The following is a 21,197-nucleotide window of genomic DNA, read 5'->3' as shown; positions in this document are numbered from 1 at the left end:
AGCCGGCGAGTGCCCACCACTGATGACCCCCGCAACCAAGCAGCAAGGATATAGCCGTGGCGAGAATGCGTAAAAGGTTCGGATCCCGAGCCCGCGCGAGGCAACCCGTGGTACGCCGCCCCACCGAGCTGGATGATCTGCCGGACTATGCACTGCTGAATATCATCCGCATCCCGGAGGACAGGCGCTCCTCGCCGTGGCTGCTCATTGCGCGCCGCGTGGTGTATGCCATCGTGCTCATCCTCACGGTGACGGTGATCGTGTACTTCGATAGCGGCGGCTACACCGAGCCGCTGTCCTTTCTCGATGCGCTGTACTACTCGGTGGTGTCGCTCTCTACCACCGGCTACGGTGATATCGCCCCGGTGACCGACCGGGCCCGCCTCCTCAACGTCATTGTGGTCACCCCGCTGCGTATCGCCTTCCTGATCCTCTTGGTGGGCACGACGCTGGCGGTGCTCACCGAGGAATCCCGCCGCACCCTACAAATCCAACGATGGAGGAAGCGCTTGCGCAATCACACAGTGGTCATCGGCTACGGCACCAAGGGACGCTCCGCAGTCACCGCGCTGCTGGCCGATGGTGTGCCGCCCGGACAGATCGTGGTGGTTGATACCAACCGCCAAGCACTCGAGCGCGCCTCGGGGCACAACCTCGTGACGGTTCAAGGCAATGCCACGAAATCCGATGTGCTCAAGTTGGCCGGAGTTTCTCGTGCTCGGGCCGTGGTGGTGGCCCCCAATCAAGACGATGCCGCGGTGCTCATCACCCTCTCGGTGCGCGAAATCGCCCCCTCGGCGATGATCGTGGCGTCGGTACGTGAGTCCGAAAACCTTCACCTCGTGGAGCAATCCGGCGCCGATTCGGTGGTGATCTCCTCCGAGACCGCCGGCCGCATGCTGGGCTTGGCCACCGTCACTCCGCCCGTGGTGGAGATGATGGAAGATCTTCTTTCCCCGGGCGAAGGCTTTTCCATCGCCGAGCGCATGGTCAAAGAAGACGAGGTGGGCGCCAACCCCCGCCACCTCGCCGATATTGTGCTGGGCGTGGTGCGCTCCGGCAAGCTCTACCGCATCGACGCCCAGGAGGCGGAATCCGTCGAGCCCGGCGACCGGCTGCTCTATGTGCGCCGCGTGCTCTCCGCGGATATCCCCGATACCGAGCCGCCGCGCGGAGAAAGTACCTAGCCCGTGCCGGATCAGTCTGCCGATCGCTACCTTCTCGTTGGCCCGCACCACACCATCGCGGCACAGCTCGACGCGGCCGATCTGCGCCGCTGCGGCATCAGTGCTGAGGCGATGAGACAGCGAGTGAGCGTCGATAAGCGCCGCCAGCTCTATGCCGTGCAGGCCGATGCCGCCGCCCTCGAGCGCGCCGCGGCAGCGGGAGCTACGCTGTGCGGTCCCGGTGATCCCGAGTTCTGGGAGGGCTCGATCGCCGGGGAAGGAGAGTTGCTGCGGGCCCTCGCCCTGGTGAAGGCCAAGGCCAGCACTCATTTTCACCCCGCCGATGGCTCCGCCTTGGACTATGCCGCTGACTCCGCCCGGGCGCGGGGGAGTAGTGGCTGGGTGTTTCCGCGCATCGACCCTGCCGTGATCGGCGTGGTGGAGCTGCTCGACCAGCACCGCATTCTCGTCGGGCGCAATGCGCAGCGCTCGCAGTATTTTTCGCTTATCGCCGGCTATGTGGAACCGGGCGAGTCCATCGAGGCCGCCTTCGTTCGGGAGGTGCTGGAGGAAACCGGCCGGCGTCTCGACGAGGTGCGCTATGTGGCCAGCCAGCCTTGGCCGCTCTCGGGCTCGCTGATGCTGGGCATGTACGGCACCACCGCTGATGTGGAGGCCCACTGCGTCACCGACAATGAGCTGCGTGAGACCCGCTGGGTGAGCGCGAGCGATATTCGCGAGCAGCGCTTCCCGCAGCCGCGCGTGGGCTCGATTGCGCACAGCATGATGCATGCCTGGGCGGCGGGTAGGCTCTTCGAGGCGCTGCGCGCCTCAACAACTAGAACTCAACCCTAGGGAAGGTGCTTTTCGACGCCATGTTCAGCCTCGATGACCTCGACGAGGACCAGCGCCGCGCCGCCGCGGCGCCCCGCGGCCCCGTGTGCATTCTGGCCGGCGCGGGCACCGGCAAAACCCGCACCATCACCTATCGCATCGCCAATCTCGTGAACGAGGGCATGGTCTCGCCCAACCGGGTGCTGGCGGTCACCTTTACCACCCGTGCCGCCGCGGAGCTGCGGGAGCGGCTGCGCAGCATGGGGGTGGCGGCCGTCCAAGCCCGTACTTTTCACTCCGCAGCACGCCGCCAGCTGGCCTATTTTTGGCCCTCGATCGCCGGGGATCTGCCGTGGCGGATGCTGGACAATCAATTCGGCGCGGTGGCCCGAGCGGTGCGGGCAGTGGGCCTGGATACCTCCACGGAATCCATCCGCGATGTGCTGGGCGAGATCTCCTGGGCCAAAGCAAGCCTGCTCACGCCCGAGTCCTATCCCGCGGAGGTGGAAAAGACGCTGCGCACCGCCCCGGCGAATCCGGCTAAGATCGCCCAAGCCTATGAGCGCTATGAGCAGCTAAAAAACACCAAGGACGGGGTGCTGCTCGACTTCGATGACCTGCTCATCCACGTCGCTGGGGCGCTGGAGAACGCGCCCGCGGTGGCCGAGGAGTTCCGCGATCAGTACCGCACCTTCGTGGTTGATGAGTACCAGGATGTCACCCCGCTGCAGCAGCGGGTGTTGGAGGCGTGGCTGGGGGATCGCAGCGATCTCACCGTGGTGGGCGATGCCAACCAGACCATCTATTCCTTCACCGGCGCCACCCCGCGCTACCTGCTGGATTTCCCGCGCCGCTATCCCCAGGCCACCACCGTGCGCCTGCAACGCGACTATCGCTCCACCCCGGAGATCACCTCCGTGGCCAATAGCGTGATCGCGCGCGCCAGCGGCCGCATCGCCGGTACCCGGCTGGAGCTGGAGGGGTTGCGCCCCTCGGGTCCCGCGCCGAGTTTTCAGTCCTACCCAGATGAATCCGCCGAGGCCCGTGGGGTAGTGGACAAAATCCAGCAGCTGATGCAGCAGGGAGTACCGCCCTCGGAGATGGCCGTGCTCTTTCGTATTCGCGCCCAATCACCCATCTATGAGCAGGCGCTTGCCGACGCCGGTATCCCCTACCAAGTCCAGCAAGGCGAAGGCTTTTATGAGCGGCCGGAGGTGCGCCAAGCGATGGCGCTGCTGGTGCGCGCCGCGCAGAAGTTCAACCGCCAGATTCAGGTGGAGCGCACCGCTGGTGTGGCCGAAGAGGAGCTGCAGCGCATCGGGCCCAGCGGCGTGGAGCTCACAGGCTATGTGCGCGATCTGCTTGCCGATGTGGGCCTCAGCGAGAAGGAACCGGAAGGAGCGAAGCAGCGGGAGCGCTGGCAGTCGCTGAAAGCACTGGCGGATGTGATCGAGGATCTCGCGTCCTCCCACCCCCACTGGGGATTGCAGGCCGTGATGGATCAGGTGCATCAGCGCGCCGCCGCGAAGCAGGATCTCACCGTGCAGGGCGTCACCCTCGCCACCGTGCACGCCGCCAAGGGCTTGGAATGGGATGCCGTGTTTGTGGTGGGACTGGTGGAAAAAACCATTCCGATCAGCCACGCCATCAAGGCCGGCAACGAGGCCATCGAAGAGGAACGCCGCCTGTTTTATGTGGGCATTACCCGTGCCCGTGAGCATCTGAGCTGTTCCTGGGCGCTGGCCCGCAAAGAGGGCGGGCGTGCCTCGCGGAAGCGAAGTCGCTTTCTTGATGGGGTGGTGCCGGAGGTGGATCTGTCCTCTGTGCCGCCGCGCTCCAAGCGCTCCAAGCGCTGCCGAGTATGCGGCACCACGCTGCTGACCCCGCAGGACAAGGTGGCTGGCCGCCACGAGGACTGCCCCTCGGGGGCGGATGCGGCGATCTTTGAGCGGCTCAAGCAGTGGCGTCGCGCCGAGGCCGAGGAGCTCAACGCCCCCGCCTATATCGTGTTCACCGATGCCACCCTCACCGCGATCGCCGAGGAGATGCCCTCCACCAAAGCCGAATTGTTGGATATCTCAGGGATCGGGCCGATGAAGGTGGAGCAGTTCGGGGAGTCGCTCTTGCAGCTTCTCGACGAGCTGCGCTAGCCCTCACTCGCCGTTCTCGGCCGCGGCCGCCGCTGGGAGGTCTCGAAGCACACCGGGCAGATCGGATGGGCCGCCACCGTATCTTCCTGCACCGCCGTGTGGGTGACCGTCCAGCGGGTGCCGGCGCGCACCAGCTCCGGCTGGCTGCCCTCGTGGACCGCCTGGACGAGGGCCGCGATGACTGCCGCGGTGGCGGTGGTGGTGATGGGGCTGGGCTGAAGTTTGTGCGGGACGCGCTGGGCCACGATATCGGACCATGCGGGATCGGCGTCGCTGCGATACAGCTCCATGCATAAGGGGCACGGCCCGCGAGTGCCGCGGCGCATCGGGCCGATGCAATAGTGCCCGTCGATCACGTCCACCACAATCAGTGGCTGCTCCTCGGCGATGAGCTGGGTGAGCAGCGGGGCGAGGAAGCGGTGCTGGCTGATCTCATCAATCACCAGCACCGGGTGGGTGGCCAGCTGCGCAATATCGTGCACGAAGGGGGCGAGAAAATCTGGGTGCTGGGGTCGGTGCAGGCTCACGCCCGTGGCGCTGAGCACGCCCGCCACCTGCGTGGCGAGGGGAGAGCGCCCGATGAGGCTCGCGGTACGGCCGCTGTCGGGGCAGGCTTCGAGGATGCGGTGCTGGAGGAGATCGTCGATAAGCGAACGCGCCGCGCTGCCGGCCATACCGGACTCTTCGAGCCAGGTGCTGAGCTGGGTGCGCGGTGTTGCTCGATGGACGCGGCGGAAGCAGCGGGCAATGGTGGCGCCCATGACGGGGCTGAATTCGTCGATGACCACTGCGGTCTGTGGGTTTTGCCCGAATTGCAGTGCCCCGCAGGGGCGGATGAACACAGAAATGCCCTCGCGCAGGCGCACCGTGGCGTGCGGTGCTGCGGTGTCGTGATGCTCCGCTGGTGCTTGCATAAGACGTTCCCCCCGAAACCCCGTTCTGCACTGGCTGCGGCCGTGGCCGCCGTGTCTGGGGATAGTTCTACTACACTCACCCGCCCCGCGCAGCCGAGCGGACTACACTGGCGTGCTTGTGAGTACAGAGCAGCCCGCAGTGACAGTCATTCGATCGGCGCGAAGAAAGAAAACCGCGGCCATCGAGGCCCGCGGCGATGGCTATGTGGTGCGCATTCCCGCCCGATTGACGGCGCGCCAAGAGCGCGAGATGGTGGCCTCCCTGCTGCGCCGAGTCGAAGCGAAGCGCTCCCGCGGCCAGCTCAAGGATGACACCGCCTTAGAACGCCGCGCCGCGGAGCTCAATGAGCGCTATCTGGAGGGGCGGGCGCGGGCCAGTTCCATCCGCTGGGTGCACAATCAGCGCCGGCGCTGGGGATCCACCACCTCCGCCGATGGCACGATCCGGCTCAGTCACCGGCTGCAGCCACTGCCCAGCTATGTGGTGGATGCGGTGATCGTGCACGAAATGGTGCACACCTTCGTTCCCGGTGGCCACGGCCCCGAGTTTCGGCAGTGGGTAGAGCGCTACCCACACACGGCAAAAGCCGAGGGCTTTTTGGAAGCCCTCAGCTTTATGGACGAGCGTCCGCTCCGCGGGGAGGAGCCGGATGCTTAGCGGAGGCTAGGCGTCGCGGCCGCTGTCCTTATCATCCTCGTCCTTATCGTCGGTGTTCTTATTGTCGCTGTCCTTAGCGTCCGCATCCGCGGAACCGGAACCGGAGCCGGAGTCGGTGTCCTCGGCGTCCTTAGCCTCTGCATCCTCAGAGCCGGAGTCCGTGGTCTCGGCCTCGCGGGCGAGTTCCTCTTCGAGCTTGGCGATCTCTGCGATGGGATCGAAATCGCCGGAGTCCTCGGAATCCAGCAGGCCGTCGATGAACTCGGCGGAGTTATCCAAGTCCTCGGCCACGGGCAGGAAGTCGGGGTGATCCCACACCGCGTCGCGGCGTTCGATACCCACAGCGGTTTCCACGCGGCGCCACAGCTCCTGGGCCTCGGCCACCTTGGGGGCGGCAAATTCGATGCCCACCACCTTGGCAAAGGCCTTTTCGGCGGAGCCGCCGGTGGCGCGCCGGCGGCGCCACGCCTCATTCATCGCCGCGGTCGAGGGCACGCGATCGCCCATGGCTTCGGTGACCACGAGCTCCACCCAGCCCTCGACGAGAGCGAGCATCGTTTCCAAACGGCTGACCGCGGCGGCGTTGCGGGAGGTGACCGTGGGGGAGAGGTCCATGCCCTGCAACCGGGCCATGGCCTCCTGGATGCCCTCGGGGTCCTGGGCCTCGGTCTGGATTTCGCGCATCGCCTCTTCCACATTGGAGGTGTCGATCACGAGACCAGCGGCGTACTCCTCCACCGAGGAGACGAGACGCTCCACCAGCCAGGGCACGTGCTTGAATAGGCGCTGCCGGGCGGCTTCGCGGGCGCAGAGATAGACCAGCGCTTCCTGGGCGGGTACTCCCAGATCCTTGGACATGGTCTGCAGATTCTGCGGCAGCACCGCGGTGGTATCGCGCGGGGCCACGGGTAGCCCAAAGTCCGAGCCGGTGAGCGCCTGGGTGGCAAGCTCGCCGAGCGCATTACCCAATTGCATACCGAAATTCATGGAGGACATCCGAGAGAGCATGCCGCGCATCGGCGCGATCATCTCCTTGGCCTCCTCGGGCACATTATCGAATTGCGCCTCGTTCATCTGCTCGGCCACAGGCGTCACAAAACGCTTCCACATGGGCAGCGTGTGCTCGAGCCAATCGTGGGCGTTCCACGCCTGCACCGAGGCTTCCGAGGTGGGCAGCTGGGTGGCGTCGTCAAGCCAGAGCTCCGCCAGCCGCACCGATTCCCGGACGGCCTCGGCGTCATTCGCCCGTACCGAGCCCGGTGAACCCGCGGCTTGGCGGGCGATACGCTCGGCAAGGCTATAATTCACCGGCCCCTCCGAGTTGGGGTCGTTCATACTCGAGCCCATATCGCTGAGCATCTGCCCAAACTGGTTGAGCATGTCGCCTAATCCACCGGATACAAACTTGGGGTCATCCCCCGAGCCTCCGGAAAAGAACATGCCAAAGGGCGATTGGTCATCCCGACGGCGGTCATCGTCATCGTCTTCATTACCAAAGGAAAATCCAAATCCGTTACGGCTCATGGCACCAAATCTACCGCGCACGGAGTTGCGCTTGCTAGCGAGACAGCCACGCTGAGAGCGAACAGGGCGCGGGCCGCGAGCGTTGAAGCCTCGTGCTGTGGGGAAGGTAATGTGGTCAGTCGTGAATCCTCGTAAGCGCACCTTGACCTACGGCGCCATTCCAGTGGTGGTGCTCGCCGTGCTCGCCAACCTCGATCACGTTCCTGGCACCGACATCTCGCTGACGGTGCCCTATGCCGCCGAGGGGCCCGGCCCCACCTACGATGTGCTCGCAGAGTTTTCTGGGGAGCCGGTCGTGGAGATCACGGGAGCGCCCACCCAGACGACCACGGGCAACCTCGATATGACCACGGTGGTGGTGCGCCACAATATGTCGCTGGCCCAAACCATGGGTCGCTGGTTGTTCAGCGATGACACGATCGTGCCGATCGAGGCAGTGTTTCCACGGGATAAGACGGAAGAAGAAGTCCGTGAGATCAACCAGCAGGCCTTTGTGGATTCCGAATCGGCGGCGGTGGTGGCGGCGATGGGGTATCTCAATCGCCCCACCGAGGTAGAGGTGCTCTCCGTGGCCGATGACTCCGCCGCCGAGGGGCAGGTGCAGCCAGGCCAGGTGCTGCTCGCTATCGATGACACCCCAGTGACCACGCCCGAGCAGGCCCGCGAGGCGGTGCAATCTCATGAGGTGGGCGATGAGGTCACAGTGACCCTGCGTAATGAGGACGGCACAGAACAGGCCATCACCGTCGAGCTGGGGGACAACCCCCGCGCTCCGGGCACGCCGTTGCTGGGCGTGGTGATGAGCGCAGTTCCGGGCGACAACCTCGATGTGGATTTCCATCTCGAGGACGTCGGTGGCCCCTCCGCGGGGCTGATCTTCACCCTCGCCGTGGTGGAGAAGCTATCTGCCGAAGACATTAATGCCTCCTTGCATGTCGCCGGCACCGGCACCATTAGTAATGACGGCACCGTCGGCCCCATTGGCGGCATCCAGCATAAGGTCACGGCCGCCCACCGGGATGCGGGTGCGGAGGTATTCCTCGCCCCGGAAGCCAATTGTGCGGAGGCGCTCAAGGGCGATCACGGCGATATGGACATCATTAAGGTCACCGATCTCGCCGGCGCCATCGAGTCCATGAAGGCCTATAAAAATGGCGGCGACTATCCCACCTGTGGATAGCCGCCGCCTGGGCCTTCAGTTCTAGGAGACTGAGTCCTTATTCCTCGGAGTCCGCGTTGTTCTCCTCGTCGGCGGCAGCCGCGTTATCGGAGTCCTGCTCCTCAGGCTCCGTCGGCTCGCTCTCCGCGGTCCCGGGCTTCTCGGCAAGCCCCAGCTCATAGATGCGCTCTTCCGGATCCACATCATCGGTGGATACCATCTGCTGCAGAATCAGGCCCTTGTCCTTATTCACCACGGTGACAATCGCCGTGGTGCCCATAATGGACCAGCCGACCACGCGATCCTCGGACTTGTCCACCACCTGCGAATTCGAAAACTCGGTCAGCGCCTGCATCACCGACATCGCCTTCGGCTTGGAACTCATGAACTGGAACGTGCCCACCTTCGGGCCGGTACACGTAATCGAATTCGGCAGGCCATTCGGCTGGCAGTCATTGAGTTGCTCAAAGAGCTCGCGCGGCGCCAGATCGCCGTACTTCTCATAGGCCTTGCCGATGGAGGCATCCTTAAAGTCCCGTGTATCGGTGCTGCTCGTTGTGCTTGTCGACGCCGTCTCGGTGCTGTCGTCGCTTTCTGCCGAGGATGTTTCCGAGGTGCGGGTCGAGGTCGTGGAACTGGAGGAGCTCTCCGCTACATCCGAGGCCTCGCCCGAATCCGAGCATCCCGCCGCCGTGAGCGCAGCAGTGAGGGCGAGTGCCATCAGGGCCAGAATCCGAGAATCTTTCATGACAGTGTTTTTCCTCCGCGTGGATGCACAATCGATGCGCACGCTATATAAGAACATTGACCTAGAGCACAGCGCACCACCCATGCTAGTTCACGCATGAGGGCCGCTTGGAATCTTGTGCCCGCGGTGGGCGCGGGGCCTAGTCCACATTCTCCTCGAAGGAATAGCGCAGCGCGGCGATCACGCCCGGGGCCACCCCGGCGCCGCCGCGGAGCTCAATATCGTCCTCCGCGAAGGCCCCCTTGGCCTCCAGCTCCTCTTCGGTGGGGCGCAGCTGCAGCAGAGTCAGATCGCTTCCGCCGCGCACCACACCGGAGAACAGCCGCGCCGGGCGGGCCGTCGTATCCGCGTGCTCTGCGCTGTCTTTAAACATGATCTCTTGGGCGAGTACCGCGCCCTCCACGCCCTCGGGCCACATGATGCGGGCAATATAATCGCCGAGTTCCTCGGAGCCCGGCTGGATGTGCTCGGGAAGATTATCCTGCACCACGAGAACGAAGGGCGAGTCATCGATGTCCTCTGGGAGAGCGTCGATAAGCCTCTCGCGAGGGACGAGCGCGAACAGGGTAGGGGTGGCGTCCCAGCCCTCGGCGTGGATGAACTCGACTGCCTCCAGCATGGCCTTGTTGAGGGCCTGCGGCAGAAGATAGGTGGCTGCAGATTCGTCGTGATTGCTCATGGCTTCCTTGGATTACGTAATGTGGTGAACTGTCTATGCAGTTTTGGTAGATATGAGTGTGAGATGTGCCGGAGCTGGGTGTGGCTGCGGGACGTCCTCGAGCAGCATGAGGGGGTCCACACACGTCACTATGTGCACCGCATCCGTTGGCTGGCCTCGCCCACGCTCGCACGGACTCACTCCCGCGCCCAACGGTACGGGAACCGTAGTTGATAGAGCGTGACTTAACCTAACAATGTGCATCAAGGAGAATAGCGTTGTCGAATAAGCGGCCCTCGTCCGGCCCGCCCATTAAACGCCCACCGAAGGCCCTCAGCTGGACCTTAGGCATCATTATCGCTCTTGTGGTGATCGCCCCCATGGTCGTCGGCTTCTACACCGACTGGCTGTGGTTTCAGGAAGTAGATTTCACCGGAGTGTTCACCAAGGTAGTGCTCAGTCGCATCGCCTTGTTCTTTGTGGGCGCCATCCTCGCCGGGGGCATAGCGTTCATCGCCGGATACGTCACCTATAAAAATCGCCCCGATTCCCTCGAGACGATCGATCCGAATAACCCGATCCACCAATACCGCAAGGTGTTGGAATCCTCCCTGCGGGGTGTGCTCACCGGGCTGCCGGTGCTGCTGGGACTGTTCAGCGGCTTCGCGCTGCAGCGCGAGTGGCGCACCGTGTTGATGTTCTTCTCCCGAGAAAGCTTCGGGGAAACCGATCCGCAATTCGGCCACGACCTCGGCTTCTACGCCTTTGTGCTGCCCATGCTGCAGCTGATCGTGTCCTACCTGTCGGTATTTCTCATCATCGCGTTCTTCATCGGCCTCATCGGGCACTACCTCCTAGGAGGTATCCGTGTGGGTAACCGCATGACGGGGGTGCGTGCCTCTATTTCCACCTCCGCCCAGGTGCAGCTGACCGTGACCGCTGGGCTGTGGATGCTGGTGAAGGTAGCCGGCTACTATCTCGAGCGCTACTCGCTGCTATTTAGTAAGAATGAAACGTTTACCGGCGGTGGCTACACCGACATCAACGCCATTCTTCCCGCCAAGATCCTGCTCATGGTGATCGGCATCGTGGTGGCCATTGCGTTCTTCTCCGCGGTGGTGCTCAAGGACCTCCGCATTCCCGCGCTGGCCACCGGCCTGATGGTGCTTTCCGCAGTGGTGATCGGGACGGCCTATCCGCTGATTATTGAAGAGTTCTCGGTGAAGCCGAACCGTGCGGAGAAGGAGCGCGAGTACATCCAGCGCAATATCGACTCCACGCGCTACGCCTATAACCTCACCGACGACAACGTCACCTACATGGAGAACTGGGGAGCGAAGGGCGCTACTGACGAAGAGGTGGCGAATGACCGCGCCACCCTGTCCAATATCCGCCTCCTCGACCCCGAGGTGCTTGCCGCCACCTTCACCCAGCAGCAACAGCTGCGTAACTTCTATGGCTTCCCCGACACCCTCGCCATCGACCGCTACACCACCGACGGGGAGCTGCGCGACTATGTGGTGACCGTCCGCGAGATGGACCCGAACGCGCTGAGTGATAACCAGCGCGACTGGATTAACCGCCACACCGTCTACACCCACGGCAATGGCTTCATCGCCGCCCCCGCCAACCAGGTGGATGAGGTGGCCCGCGATGTGGGATCCACCCGCGGCGGCTATCCCGTGTACAACGTCTCCGATCTGCAGGCGCTGAAGCAAAACCGCAACGATGAAGAAGTAAAGAAGCTCGGTATCGAGGCGAAGCAGCCACGTACCTACTACGGCCCAGTGATCAGTGAGGTCCCCGCCAATGTGGACTACTCCATCGTGGGCGATACCGGCGCCGGCCCAGTGGAGTACGACACCGACACCGACCGCTTCACCTACGACGGCAAGGGCGGTGTGGACGTGGGCAACATGTTCAACCGCGCTGCCTTCGCGCTGCGCTATCAGGAGCTCAACCTCTTGCTCTCCGATCGAGTGGGCAGCGATTCGAAGATCATCTTCAACCGTGACCCGCGCGAGCGCGTGAAGAAGGTGGCGCCGTGGCTGACCACCGACTCCAAGACCTACCCGGCTGTGGTGGATGGACGCATCAAGTGGATCGTGGACGGCTACACCACCCTCGCGAACCTTCCCTATGCTGAACGCACCTCGCTGACCAACGTCACCGAGGATGCCCGCAACCCCGAGGGAACTAACCAGCTGCTCTTTAACGATCAGGTCAGCTATATCCGCAACTCGGTGAAGGCAGTGGTGGACGCCTATGACGGCGACGTCCAGCTCTATGCCTTCGACGAGCAGGATCCCGTGCTCAAGGCTTGGAGCGATATCTTCCCGAATACGGTGAAGCCGAAGTCCGAGATTTCTCCGGAGATCATGGACCACATGCGCTTCCCCGAGGATCTTTTCAAGGTGCAGCGCGAGCTGATGACTCGCTACCACGTGGATGATCCGGGCGTGTTCTTCAACAACGATGCGTTCTGGTCTGTGCCCACGGATCCGACCGCAACGGAAACCCGCACCAGCGAACAAGCTGGCGGCAACGAGGGACGCCAACTGGCCCAGCCGCCCTACTATGTGGTGGCCGCCGATCCGAAGACGGGTAAGCCCAGCTTCCAGATGATCACCTCCTTCCGTGGTCTGAAGCGCGAGTTCCTCTCCGCACACATGGCGGTGTCCTCCGACCCGGACAACTATGGCCACATCACGCTGCGTGTGCTGCCGACGAACACCCAGACGCAGGGCCCGCGCCAGGCACAGGACACCATGATCTCCTCCGATCAGATCGCGCGTGACCGTTCCCTCTGGGAGCGCACCAACAAGGTGATCGACGGCAACCTCCTCACCCTGCCGGTGGGCGGGGGAGAGATCCTCTACGTGGAGCCGGTGTACACCCAGCGTAAGGACCAGGCCTCGGCCTTCCCGAAGCTGCTCCGCGTACTGATCTCCTATAACGGCAAGGTGGGCTACGCGCCCACCATCGCCGAGGCCCTCGACCAAGTGGGTATCGACCCGAAGGAAGCTGCCGACCTGGATGAGGCCGAGACCGTCGACGCTGGCAAGGACGATGCCACGCCCGAGGACGGGAAGAAGGACGAGGAGGCATCCGCCGAGGATAAGAAGGATGACAGCACGGACACCCCGAGCGGTCCTGCTAGCGGAAGCGGTGATCAGGGCGAAGCCATTGATCGCATCAACCGCGCCCTCGAGAACCTGCAAGACGCCCGCAATGGTTCGAACGAAGAGTACGGTCGTGCCCTCGACGAACTCGATGATGCGGTGCGTGACTACCAGGAGAACTACCAGAACTAGCGCCCTATAACGCTAGGTAGTACGCCGCTTATAGCGCCCACAGCCCTGCGGGGTTGTGGGCGCTGGTGTTTGGGGTGGTTCTTGGGGAAGTGTGTGCGGTGGTGCGCGCCGGGGTATGGGCTGGGCTGTCTAGCGTGGTTTATCCCAGCGAGGTAGTGCCGAGAATTCGCAGTACACAGAGCGATTTGGATGCTGCGCTATTCCTCTGTATAGTAATCACACGTCGCTGAGACAGGCCGCAAGGCATGGAACAGCAACAAGTGCATATATGCACCCGACGCGGGGTGGAGCAGCTCGGTAGCTCGCTGGGCTCATAACCCAGAGGTCGTAGGTTCGAATCCTGCCCCCGCTACCACTTTCCGAGAACCCTCGGCTTCCGATTGGAAGTCGGGGGTTTCTTGCTGCGCTGGCACCTTCTGGGGGAGAAGGTCAGTGATGTCTACATCAAAGAAATCTGCCGCCTTGTAGAGGTCGTCTAGCGACCAACCGATCTCCCCACGAACCTTTCGCCCGACCGAGGGGCCTGAGATCCCCAATGCATCCCCCAGCTGCCGACGACTTGTTCGCGTTGTGAAAAGTAGCTGATTGATCGTGATGCCGACGCACTCATCGGGGCCTCGAGATCGTATGGCACGCCTTTCGTCGTTAATTGTTTTGTTCATGCCTATCAACATACAGACGACACGCAATGTGCGCAAGGTGTGCGCTTGACGCACGGTGTGCAGTGTGGAACTCTTATCCGTATGAACATGCGTAAAACGCACGACAGTGCAGATAGAGAGTGGATCACGCCGCTTGAGGCTTCCGCGCTGCTTCCTTCCGTGTCGCGAAGGACTGTGCAGTCGTGGGCTAAGAAGGGGAAGTTGCCCAATTCGTTGAAACTCCCTAGCGGTCAATGGCGTATTGCAGTTCGAGATATCGAAGAAATCTTGGAGGCTGGCCGTGCTGGGGCATAAAAAAGCGCCCTCCGTGGGGGCGGAGGGCGAATACAGCGAAGGGGGAATCACTGATGTTTCGAAGCTAGCACGTGTTGCCCTGGTCGCGCTAGGGGAGTGGTCGTAATGGGTTTTGTTGAGATGGGCATTGTGCTCAATCATGTGGAGCTTCAGCCTGCCCAGAAGATGATTTTGATGGCTTTGGCGGATAGAGCGGACGCCTCGGGGGTTTGTTGGCCGTCGATTACTGAGATCGCGCATCGCACGTGTCAGTCCGAGCGCACTGTGATGCGTCATATTGCGGCGTTGAAGTCCGGTGGGATGGTGAGCTCTCAGCGGCGCCGGTATCGCACCGCGAATGGTGTTACTCGGCAGGCGTCGAATGTCTATCACCTTGATCTGGCGGGCATGATGGCGGGTTTGTACGATTCTCGTCCGAAACAGAAAAACAGCAGGTCAGCCCCAGGGAGTCAATCTGACACCCTGGAATCTGGGGTCGATGTAAAACCGCAGGTCAGTCCAGGGTGCCAATCTGACAGTCTGGAAATCCCAGGGTGTCAATCTGTGCATTTCCAGGGTGACAACGGTGTCACCCGTAGAACCTGTCATAAAGAACTAACCATTCCTGTACCTGTACCTGCCGACGGCTTACGCGATGAGCACGCCGAGGAGGCGGACGGGCAGGGGGCAGGGGCAGGAGGGGCTGGCGCCCCTGAGGGGGTTGATCCTTCGTCGTTTTCCGGCGAGGCTTCGCCCGCCGAGGGGGGACCCGCTGAGACGTCGTCGGGCGTGTCGTCTGGCCCTGGCGGGGCTTCACTCGTCGACGGACGGCGCACTGAGGCGCCGTCTGGAGTGTCGAGCTACCCGCCTGAGGGGTCGGGTACGGAAAGTGTGCGTGCGTCCACTGAAGGCGCACCTGGACGCATTTTAGGGTCTGTTTCGCGGCCTGTGGCCGATGAAGCGGATTGGGATGTGGTTTTTGAGTGTCTGCCGTCCCGTATGGCGGAGCAGTTGCCGCCGAGCAAGATTTCCCAGATCGCGGGATATCTGGGTGAGCGTTTAGAGGCTGGGTGGCAGCCGGGTCGGATCCGGGAGGTGTTGGACGGTCGGGCTCTGCCGGATCAGGTGAGCAACATGACTGGGCTGGTGATCGCTCGTTTGCGTGATGATGTGCCGGTTGATGCCGCCCCGCCTAGTAGGGATGAGCTGCGCAAACGTCGTCTAGAGCGTCGTGATGCTTTGCTCTCGGAGCGAGAGCAGGAAAGCGAGGTGGTGGCTGCGGAAAGCGAGCGTTCCGCAGAAGAACGGCTAGCGGCAGCTAAGCGCCGTCGTGAGTTGCTTGCCGAGCATGGGATTGTTCTCGGTTCTAAGACTCGACGAGGTGGGCGATGAGCGCGGTCAGTGTTGTCTGAATGTTGGTTTTCACTAGGTCGGAAGTGAGAAAAATGAAGTATCAAAATAGCCCGGGGTCGGATGTGCGGCTGCTACGTACCGTGTATCTCGCGTTGACGGTCGGGATGTGTGCTAGCGGGGATTATCCGCCGTATCTGTGGGATGCGGCCTCAGCCGCTGAGACGAGGAAGCAAGCGCGTGCACGACAAGCTAGGGCGGTTGCCATATGCGAAAAGTGTCCCGTGCGGGATTTGTGTGGGTTGTTTGCTGACATGCTGCCAGAAACTTCAGGTGTTTGGGGTGGCGAGGTCTATGAGGATGCTTCAAAGCGTCCGTATGAGTCTCGACGTGTTTTGCATGAACGAATGTCCGTGGCGCGCCCTGAATTGAAGCGGTTGGTGCGACAGGCAGTTGGGACGAAGGGACCCGCTGCTTTCGCGGTCGGGCAAGAGCAGCGGGTCCACGCTGAATGATACATCGTTCGGTTGAGTCCCCTCCATCGGGGGCGTCGCCTTAATAGTTTCTTAGATCGATCGTTGAATAACAGCGTCGTCATTTGACGGTGAAAACCCCGCCCTCAGCAGGGGTTGCAGTCCATCGCTGAGGGCGGGGCCCTTATCAGGGGATGGTCTGTATGGGCTGGATAGCCGGTACGGACCGTCTCCATCCTTTCATGAAATGGAGATTTGTAGATGAAAATGCCTAAGCGTGTCAGTGGAGTGGTAGCGGGTATCACAATCGGGCTGTTTGTGGGGGCGCCGCTAGCGATGGCGGAAGATGCTGCTTCTGAGCCTGTTGTTCAGCCGGGTACGGAGACTTCGGTGGCACAGCCCGGCACTGAAACCGAGGCCCCGGAGGCCGAGGCCGACAGTGACGCTGTTCAGCCTGGTACTGAAACTGAGGTGCCGGAGCCGTCGGCTGGGAATGTTGAGCCGGTGGCACAGCCCGGCACTGAAACCGAGGCCCCGGAGGCCGAGGCCGACAGTGACGCTGTTCAGCCTGGTACTGAAACTGAGGTGCCGGAGCCGTCGGCTGAGAATGTTGAGCCGGTGGCACAGCCCGGCACGGAGACTGCAGCGCCAGCACCGTCGGTGGAAAATACTGAGCTGACTGAGGGGGTGGCGCCGGTTGCTCAGGAGACGCAACCGGCTGTTGAGCCTTCGGCGCCGGTAGCTCCGGTGACGGAGGTTTCCGAGGAGACTGTAACTGACCCTGAGGCCCCCGCTGTCGCTGACGAGGGGGATGTGGCTGAGATCGAGGTTGCTGCCCCTGCCCCTGCTCCTGTTGAGGCTGTTGAGAAGCCTGTGGGGTTGACTGGAAAGGTTTCGGCTGCGGCTGCTGCCGGTCAGGGGCGTGCTGAAGTGAGCGTTGACCCGAATTGGAATGTGCGGAAGGCCTCTGCCGAGGTAGGGGATAGCTCTGTGGTGGTCGATGTTCCTGCTGAGTCGCTGCACGTTCGTGGCAAAGGTTTTGACGTGGCTGTAAGTGGCCGTGATTTTGAACCGGTTGTTCAGGCGCGGGCGGCTTTTGATTCGGAAGTTGCCCGCATCACTGGACACATCGCTGGGATGGTCCCTGCGGAGGTTCGTGAACTGAATAGCGTGGCTGCTGGTGTTGATCAGCAGGTGCGGTCTCAGGCGTTCGATGCTGCTGTTGCGGCTGCACCTGGTTCGGGGCAGGCGGACGTTGCTGGGGTCAGTGTGGACGCTTCCTTTGATGTGGATACCGCGTCTGAAGGCTCGCAGGTGTAGCGCGCATGGGGGATAACTGGCTTGAGCAGGCATCGAAGCGTAAAAGCTCTGCCGTTGAAGATCATGATGACGATCGTGATCCCGTTGAGGGGTCTAAGGCTGAGGATGCGGAATCGACGACACCGCTGAGGCCAGTCACCGATGATGGTGAGCCGGTATCCCCACGGGCACTGCCTCCGAAAAAGGATAAGAAGCGGGCTGGTAAGCCTAAGAAACGCAAAACGGAAACTTCGGATCATGATCGTCGTTGGGCGTCGTTGAGAACGTTAGCTCTAGTAATCGGTGGACTCTCATTAGGTACTGCGGCCGTGGTGGGTTCGGTGATAGCGCTGACTACTCGTGGTGGTGACACTGAGCTTCCGCCCACTGCGACTTCGATGACGCAACCTAGCTTAGATACCGCCGATGAGGTGGGGTATGCGGGCCAGTGCTCTTCAGGTGAGGAGGGCACGGTTGTTAAGGCGTCTCGTGAGGGACTGCGGGAGACGATCGTTGCTTTCGAGACTGCCTATTACGAGCGTGATGTTGATGCGCTTTTGGCGACCGTGTCTGCGAATTCTGGGCTTGCGGCTACTGAGTGGGAAGAAGTTCTGCCCGAGGCTGCCCCTGATGACACTTCGTGGTGCGTGGTTATGCAGCCGGAGGTTGATGGGGTGGTCGATATCGATTTGGAGGTGACTTCGCCGGACGGTGAGGTCACTACCTTCCGTCAGAGAGTCGCTGGCGAGAAAGTCCCAGGGTCCTCGCAGTGGCGGATCAAGAAAATAGATGCCCAGCCCTAGCGGGCGGGGCTTGGAATTTAAGTAAGGCGTAAAGAGTATGAGAGCTTTTTCAACGCTGGTCGCGAGCTTATCTGCGACTGCCTTGGTCACAGCTGTGACGCCGCTGGCGGCGGCGGAGCCGGATGTGACGGTATCAAAGAATGATGTTGCTGCGAGCGAGCAGTGTCCTGCAATTCAGATGGTCCTAATCAACTCAAGTTTCGATTCTGTTGCTGATGCGGACACGGATACTGGATTCTTCTCCGGCGTGTCGGAGAAAGTGATGGCTTCGAACGACGGTGATGTGAAGGATAAATCCGCTGGGTTTGGGGCTTTTCTTTCTGATGACTCGGTTGAGCCTACCGAGGAGAGTGGTTCCTCGACTGGCAGTGGTCTTGATAGCGACAGCTTGTGGACCTCTGGGCAGGATGGATCAGATGATGCAGTGAAGGACTCTTCCTCGTCGTTGAGTCGTGCTGGTGATTCACTATGGGGTGAGAGTGCATCTGAATCTGAGACTTTGGCATCGGAGGAAGGGGAGGAAGTAACCGCCGAGAATTCTCGGCAGACTACGTTAGCAGCGGAGTCGTCGGTGTCTTCTTCTCCTTCTTCTGCTCAAGATGCAGGTGACAGTGCTCAGAAGGTTGGGCGTATCTATGTGAATTTTGATGATTCGGGTGGGTATATCCCGGGTGTGAACGGCGAAGAGCGGGCTGAATACTCGGAGGCTGTCAGTGTCGCTGTTGACCGCGTGAACAGTGTCCTCGGTGAGATTCATCAGCAGTGTCCTAGTACACGCGTTGTGTTGATGGGGTACTCGGAGGGCGCGCAGGTTGGAAACGAGGTTGCGAAGCAGATTGGTTCGGGGTCCTCGAGTTTCCCGGCTGATCGAGTAGCTGGTGTGGCTCTTTTCTCAGATCCAACTCGTGGTGAGGATCAGCCTTTGGTGGCTGGAGGCGGGGCGTCTCCTGCTGCTGCTCCGGGGACCAGTGGAGAGAATACTTCGAAGCTAGATGATGGTCTCGAAGTCAATGAATCGCTGACCGCGCCCGAGGGGGCGGGTGTAGCGACGTTGACTAACGCTGCTAACTCTGGCGGAAGCGTTGGCCCGGTTTCGTCTGGGTTTGGTGCTTTGAACGATCGTGTCATGTCGTTTTGTATGGAGGGTGATTCCACCTGTGCGATTCCGGCGAGCTCTCCGCTGCGTAAGATCATCGCGGCTTCGGCAGGGAATATCGATCTGAATGATCCTCAGCGTTCTCTGATGGCGGTGGCGGATACTCTTGGCCCGGCTGTGGTTCTCGGCGGGGTGGAGAGCTTGGCAGATGATTTGAGCTTTGGTCCTAACGGCTTTGAGATTGCTCGTGCTGAGAGCACGGATCAAACGATGATTGCGCGTATCGCTAATGAAACGGACCGTTCGCATGACCTTGGTGACATGGGTCAACGACTGGTGCAGTCTGGTCTCCAGCTTGGTGGTATGGCGCTTGCGGCGGGTGTCACGTTTGCGAAAGAGGTAGTTACTCCGACGAATCTCGCGCAGATTGCTGCTGCTGGTGCAGCAGATCCGGTTGCGGCTGTGCCGGTGGTTGCGGCGAAGCTCGCGGCGGCGTCGTTGAAGATCATCACTCCGGTGACTGCTACTGGTGTTGCTTTGCGGGTGTTCGATGAGATCAAAGCTGCGGGTTTGGGGGATGCCCAGGTGGCCGAGATCGCGACGCAGGCCGCGACGTGGAAGTCGATCGGTTCTGGGGCTTACCAGACGACACCGGTAACCAATGACGGGCGTTCGGCGACAGATTTTGCGGCGGATTGGGTGCGTGCCGCTGTCGGGGATGCGTCTGGTAGCACGGTGCCTGATCTTGGCGGTGCTACTGCTCAAGCTGCAACGTTGTTTGACTCCGGCGCTGTGAATTCGGCGCTGTCGATGATTGGAGGCTAGGACGAGCATGGGAGCGGTCGCTATCGCTGGAGCTGATGATTTCAGGAAGGTCTACTTGCGAGACGGGGCAATGCTGCCGGTCGCTGCGGAGTCTTTGCATGACGTTGCAAGTAGCGAACCGGCTCCTGCGGTGTGGCTGGTGGGCGCTCATGGTGGGGCAGGGGTATCTACTCTTGCCGCCGCTATGGCTCCTATGGGTGATGCAGGCAAAGTGTGGCCTGCTGGGGAAGAGAACCCGTACTGCGTTGTGGTGTGTCGATCGACTCAGCAGGGACTGGAGCGAGCACACCAGGCGGCTCTTCAAGCTCGGGCTGGCAAAGCTGGTGATGTTTTCCTTATCGGCATTGTGGTTGTCGCGGATGCGCCCGGTAAAACGCCTAAGCAGCTGGAGCGCAAGATCCGTGTGATCGAGGAGCATTTTCGTGTGTGGACTGTTCCGTATATCGAGGATTTCCGGCTGAGTGAGACCGAGGCTCTTGCGGAGTGGAGACCTGGTATGGAGCTTGCTGAGAGCTCTCGGACCAAGCTGGGAAAGAAAAAGTCGTTGACAGCGACGCAAGCACCGCCACCGCCGGTGGTGACGGTGGCAGAAGAATTATTCGCCTCCGCGTTGGAGGCGTACGAGATGGCCCAGCAGGGCTAGAGAAAGTGGTCACCATGATTGAACATTTAGTAGCTGCTTACGACATGGCGAATGTCGTATTGGCTCAGATGCCGGGAGAGAATCTGAATCCTCAAGCTCCAGGGGATTTCGGAACGAAATTCGATCGCGGTTTGAATTTTGCGCAGTACATCGGAATCGGCGTTGCGATCATCGGAGTGATTGTGGCGGGCGCATCGATGGCGTTGTCGCGTCGTGAGGGCACGAGCGAGGAGGCAACAGGAATGGCTCTGCGCATTGGTATCGGTGCGACCTTGATCGGTGGAGCCTCGGGTCTCATTGCGGCGTTTCTGTGAGTGCTCGCGTCATGGCACGGCCGCCGTCTTCTCCTTGGTCTCTTCCGCAAGAGATCACGCAAGAGGTATGGCGCTGGCTGGAGATGACACTGTATGTCACGCTTGCTGGCTCTGTGGCAGCGGTGATCATTTTCGGCGCGATGCTGGCGATGGACCGTGACCGCGGTGAGCCAGTGAGCGCGACGTCTCCGAGTGTTCGTGCATTTCGCTTGGCTCTAGGAGTGCTCGTCATGACCTCGGCGGTCACTCTCGCGAAGTGGTTTGTGTAGACCCATAAGTCCCAGTCCCTGCTGTGTAGGGGGCTGGGACACATAAAAACCTAAGACTGAACGAT

20 protein-coding genes, 1 tRNA gene and 1 pseudogene are annotated in these 21,197 nt (G+C 61.6%); 17 read left to right on the top strand and 5 right to left on the bottom strand.

Features of this window, described 5'->3' with window-relative positions; all coding sequences use genetic code 11:
* Nucleotides 1-65: 65 nt before the first annotated feature.
* The 3 genes from GBB11_RS07395 to GBB11_RS07385 are packed head-to-tail and all read left to right on the top strand — an operon-like array spanning nt 66 to nt 4,150.
* On the top strand, nt 66-1,187 hold the full coding sequence (locus GBB11_RS07395) for a TrkA family potassium uptake protein (RefSeq protein ID WP_151529602.1): 1,122 nt from the start codon (nt 66-68) through the stop codon (nt 1,185-1,187).
* A 3-nt stretch (nt 1,188-1,190) separates the two neighbouring features.
* Entirely contained in the window at nt 1,191-2,021 is an 831-nt protein-coding gene (locus GBB11_RS07390; RefSeq protein ID WP_225979267.1) for an NAD(+) diphosphatase, read from the top strand.
* A 20-nt stretch (nt 2,022-2,041) separates the two neighbouring features.
* On the top strand, nt 2,042-4,150 hold the full coding sequence (locus GBB11_RS07385; protein ID WP_151550043.1) for an ATP-dependent DNA helicase UvrD2: 2,109 nt from the start codon (nt 2,042-2,044) through the stop codon (nt 4,148-4,150).
* Here GBB11_RS07385 and GBB11_RS07380 read toward each other — a convergent pair.
* Nucleotides 4,147-5,064 carry a TOMM precursor leader peptide-binding protein gene (locus GBB11_RS07380; protein ID WP_151550042.1) on the bottom strand — a complete coding sequence of 306 codons (918 nt, stop codon included), beginning with the start codon at nt 5,062-5,064 and terminating at the stop codon, nt 4,147-4,149. The genes GBB11_RS07385 and GBB11_RS07380 overlap by 4 nt on opposite strands.
* Nucleotides 5,065-5,182: 118 nt before the next feature.
* Between GBB11_RS07380 and GBB11_RS07375 the strand changes: the two genes are divergently transcribed.
* Entirely contained in the window at nt 5,183-5,722 is a 540-nt protein-coding gene (locus tag GBB11_RS07375; RefSeq protein ID WP_225979265.1) for a SprT-like domain-containing protein, read from the top strand.
* Between the two features lie 6 nt (nt 5,723-5,728).
* Here the strand turns inward: GBB11_RS07375 and GBB11_RS07370 are convergent, their stop codons facing one another.
* Nucleotides 5,729-7,246 (bottom strand): zinc-dependent metalloprotease, encoded by a 1,518-nt coding sequence (locus GBB11_RS07370; RefSeq protein ID WP_225979263.1) that lies wholly within the window; start codon nt 7,244-7,246, stop codon nt 5,729-5,731.
* Between the two features lie 121 nt (nt 7,247-7,367).
* Here GBB11_RS07370 and GBB11_RS07365 point away from each other — a divergent pair, with 121 nt between their 5' ends.
* A complete protein-coding gene (locus GBB11_RS07365; RefSeq protein WP_370513522.1) occupies nt 7,368-8,426 on the top strand; it encodes a PDZ domain-containing protein in 1,059 nt (352 codons plus the stop codon).
* Between the two features lie 37 nt (nt 8,427-8,463).
* Here GBB11_RS07365 and GBB11_RS07360 read toward each other — a convergent pair whose 3' ends face one another.
* Together GBB11_RS07360 and GBB11_RS07355 are read right to left on the bottom strand one after the other, a co-directional pair.
* The gene (locus GBB11_RS07360) at nt 8,464-9,153 is read right to left on the bottom strand and encodes a hypothetical protein (protein ID WP_151550040.1); all 690 of its coding nucleotides are present in this window, start codon (nt 9,151-9,153) and stop codon (nt 8,464-8,466) included.
* A 139-nt stretch (nt 9,154-9,292) separates the two neighbouring features.
* Nucleotides 9,293-9,832: a PPA1309 family protein gene (locus tag GBB11_RS07355; RefSeq protein ID WP_151550039.1), complete on the bottom strand. Its 540-nt coding sequence runs from the start codon at nt 9,830-9,832 to the stop codon at nt 9,293-9,295.
* A 251-nt stretch (nt 9,833-10,083) separates the two neighbouring features.
* On the opposite strand from GBB11_RS07355, the gene GBB11_RS07350 reads away from it, so the two are divergent.
* Together GBB11_RS07350 and GBB11_RS07345 are read left to right on the top strand one after the other, a co-directional pair.
* Nucleotides 10,084-13,125: a UPF0182 family protein gene (locus GBB11_RS07350; RefSeq protein WP_370513523.1), complete on the top strand. Its 3,042-nt coding sequence runs from the start codon at nt 10,084-10,086 to the stop codon at nt 13,123-13,125.
* A gap of 278 nt (nt 13,126-13,403) precedes the next feature.
* Nucleotides 13,404-13,480 (top strand) — tRNA-Met (locus GBB11_RS07345).
* On the opposite strand, the gene GBB11_RS11025 is transcribed toward GBB11_RS07345, so the two are convergent.
* Nucleotides 13,437-13,787 (bottom strand): helix-turn-helix transcriptional regulator, encoded by a 351-nt coding sequence (locus GBB11_RS11025; protein ID WP_151550096.1) that lies wholly within the window; start codon nt 13,785-13,787, stop codon nt 13,437-13,439. The two genes, GBB11_RS07345 and GBB11_RS11025, sit on opposite strands and share 44 nt — an antisense overlap.
* An 81-nt stretch (nt 13,788-13,868) precedes the next feature.
* On the opposite strand from GBB11_RS11025, the gene GBB11_RS11060 reads away from it, so the two are divergent.
* The 10 genes and pseudogenes from GBB11_RS11060 to GBB11_RS07295 all read left to right on the top strand — a co-directional run bounded on the left by GBB11_RS11060 (nt 13,869) and on the right by GBB11_RS07295 (nt 21,132).
* The gene (locus GBB11_RS11060) at nt 13,869-14,081 is read left to right on the top strand and encodes a helix-turn-helix domain-containing protein (RefSeq protein WP_151550037.1); all 213 of its coding nucleotides are present in this window, start codon (nt 13,869-13,871) and stop codon (nt 14,079-14,081) included.
* 105 nt (nt 14,082-14,186) lie between these two features.
* Nucleotides 14,187-14,363, top strand: a pseudogene (locus GBB11_RS11055) (helix-turn-helix domain-containing protein); the annotation flags it as partial.
* Nucleotides 14,364-15,008: 645 nt separating this feature from the next.
* A complete protein-coding gene (locus GBB11_RS10940; protein WP_151550174.1) occupies nt 15,009-15,452 on the top strand; it encodes a hypothetical protein in 444 nt (147 codons plus the stop codon).
* A 20-nt stretch (nt 15,453-15,472) separates the two neighbouring features.
* Nucleotides 15,473-15,925, top strand: a complete 453-nt coding sequence (locus GBB11_RS11050; RefSeq protein WP_151550175.1) for a WhiB family transcriptional regulator — start codon at nt 15,473-15,475, stop codon at nt 15,923-15,925.
* A gap of 219 nt (nt 15,926-16,144) precedes the next feature.
* Nucleotides 16,145-17,203 (top strand): hypothetical protein, encoded by a 1,059-nt coding sequence (locus GBB11_RS07320; protein WP_151550176.1) that lies wholly within the window; start codon nt 16,145-16,147, stop codon nt 17,201-17,203.
* Between the two features lie 377 nt (nt 17,204-17,580).
* Entirely contained in the window at nt 17,581-17,985 is a 405-nt protein-coding gene (locus tag GBB11_RS07315) for a hypothetical protein (protein WP_151550177.1), read from the top strand.
* Nucleotides 17,986-18,022: 37 nt separating this feature from the next.
* Nucleotides 18,023-19,906 carry a cutinase family protein gene (locus tag GBB11_RS07310; RefSeq protein WP_151550178.1) on the top strand — a complete coding sequence of 628 codons (1,884 nt, stop codon included), beginning with the start codon at nt 18,023-18,025 and terminating at the stop codon, nt 19,904-19,906.
* Between the two features lie 7 nt (nt 19,907-19,913).
* Nucleotides 19,914-20,549 (top strand): DUF6668 family protein, encoded by a 636-nt coding sequence (locus GBB11_RS07305; RefSeq protein ID WP_151550179.1) that lies wholly within the window; start codon nt 19,914-19,916, stop codon nt 20,547-20,549.
* 14 nt (nt 20,550-20,563) lie between these two features.
* A complete protein-coding gene (locus tag GBB11_RS07300) occupies nt 20,564-20,863 on the top strand; it encodes a TrbC/VirB2 family protein (RefSeq protein ID WP_151550180.1) in 300 nt (99 codons plus the stop codon).
* Nucleotides 20,864-20,946: 83 nt separating this feature from the next.
* Nucleotides 20,947-21,132, top strand: a complete 186-nt coding sequence (locus GBB11_RS07295) for a hypothetical protein (protein WP_225979280.1) — start codon at nt 20,947-20,949, stop codon at nt 21,130-21,132.
* Nucleotides 21,133-21,197 lie beyond the last annotated feature (65 nt).

The sequence above is a fragment of the Corynebacterium sp. 74A genome, from assembly GCF_008930665.1.
Taxonomy (GTDB): Bacteria; Actinomycetota; Actinomycetes; order Mycobacteriales; family Mycobacteriaceae; genus Corynebacterium; species Corynebacterium megadyptis.
The sequence above is the reverse complement of the archived record's forward strand: the minus strand, read 5'-3'. Positions and strand labels throughout refer to the sequence as shown.

Excerpts from the sequence above, each read along its gene's own strand:
- GBB11_RS07395 (WP_151529602.1), top strand. The coding sequence starts at position 66 with ATGCGTAAAAGGTTCGGATCCCGAGCCCGCGCGAGGCAACCCGTGGTA.
- GBB11_RS07320 (WP_151550176.1), top strand. The coding sequence starts at position 16,145 with ATGAAAATGCCTAAGCGTGTCAGTGGAGTGGTAGCGGGTATCACAATC.
- GBB11_RS07315 (WP_151550177.1), top strand. The coding sequence starts at position 17,581 with ATGACGCAACCTAGCTTAGATACCGCCGATGAGGTGGGGTATGCGGGC.
- GBB11_RS07305 (WP_151550179.1), top strand. The coding sequence starts at position 19,914 with ATGGGAGCGGTCGCTATCGCTGGAGCTGATGATTTCAGGAAGGTCTAC.
- GBB11_RS07310 (WP_151550178.1), top strand. The coding sequence starts at position 18,023 with ATGAGAGCTTTTTCAACGCTGGTCGCGAGCTTATCTGCGACTGCCTTG.
- GBB11_RS07300 (WP_151550180.1), top strand. The coding sequence starts at position 20,564 with ATGATTGAACATTTAGTAGCTGCTTACGACATGGCGAATGTCGTATTG.
- GBB11_RS07385 (WP_151550043.1), top strand. The coding sequence starts at position 2,042 with ATGTTCAGCCTCGATGACCTCGACGAGGACCAGCGCCGCGCCGCCGCG.
- GBB11_RS07370 (WP_225979263.1), bottom strand. The coding sequence starts at position 7,246 with ATGAGCCGTAACGGATTTGGATTTTCCTTTGGTAATGAAGACGATGAC.
- GBB11_RS07355 (WP_151550039.1), bottom strand. The coding sequence starts at position 9,832 with ATGAGCAATCACGACGAATCTGCAGCCACCTATCTTCTGCCGCAGGCC.
- GBB11_RS11025 (WP_151550096.1), bottom strand. The coding sequence starts at position 13,787 with ATGAACAAAACAATTAACGACGAAAGGCGTGCCATACGATCTCGAGGC.
- GBB11_RS11050 (WP_151550175.1), top strand. The coding sequence starts at position 15,473 with ATGTTGGTTTTCACTAGGTCGGAAGTGAGAAAAATGAAGTATCAAAAT.
- GBB11_RS11060 (WP_151550037.1), top strand. The coding sequence starts at position 13,869 with ATGAACATGCGTAAAACGCACGACAGTGCAGATAGAGAGTGGATCACG.
- GBB11_RS07380 (WP_151550042.1), bottom strand. The coding sequence starts at position 5,064 with ATGCAAGCACCAGCGGAGCATCACGACACCGCAGCACCGCACGCCACG.
- GBB11_RS07360 (WP_151550040.1), bottom strand. The coding sequence starts at position 9,153 with ATGAAAGATTCTCGGATTCTGGCCCTGATGGCACTCGCCCTCACTGCT.
- GBB11_RS07295 (WP_225979280.1), top strand. The coding sequence starts at position 20,947 with ATGACACTGTATGTCACGCTTGCTGGCTCTGTGGCAGCGGTGATCATT.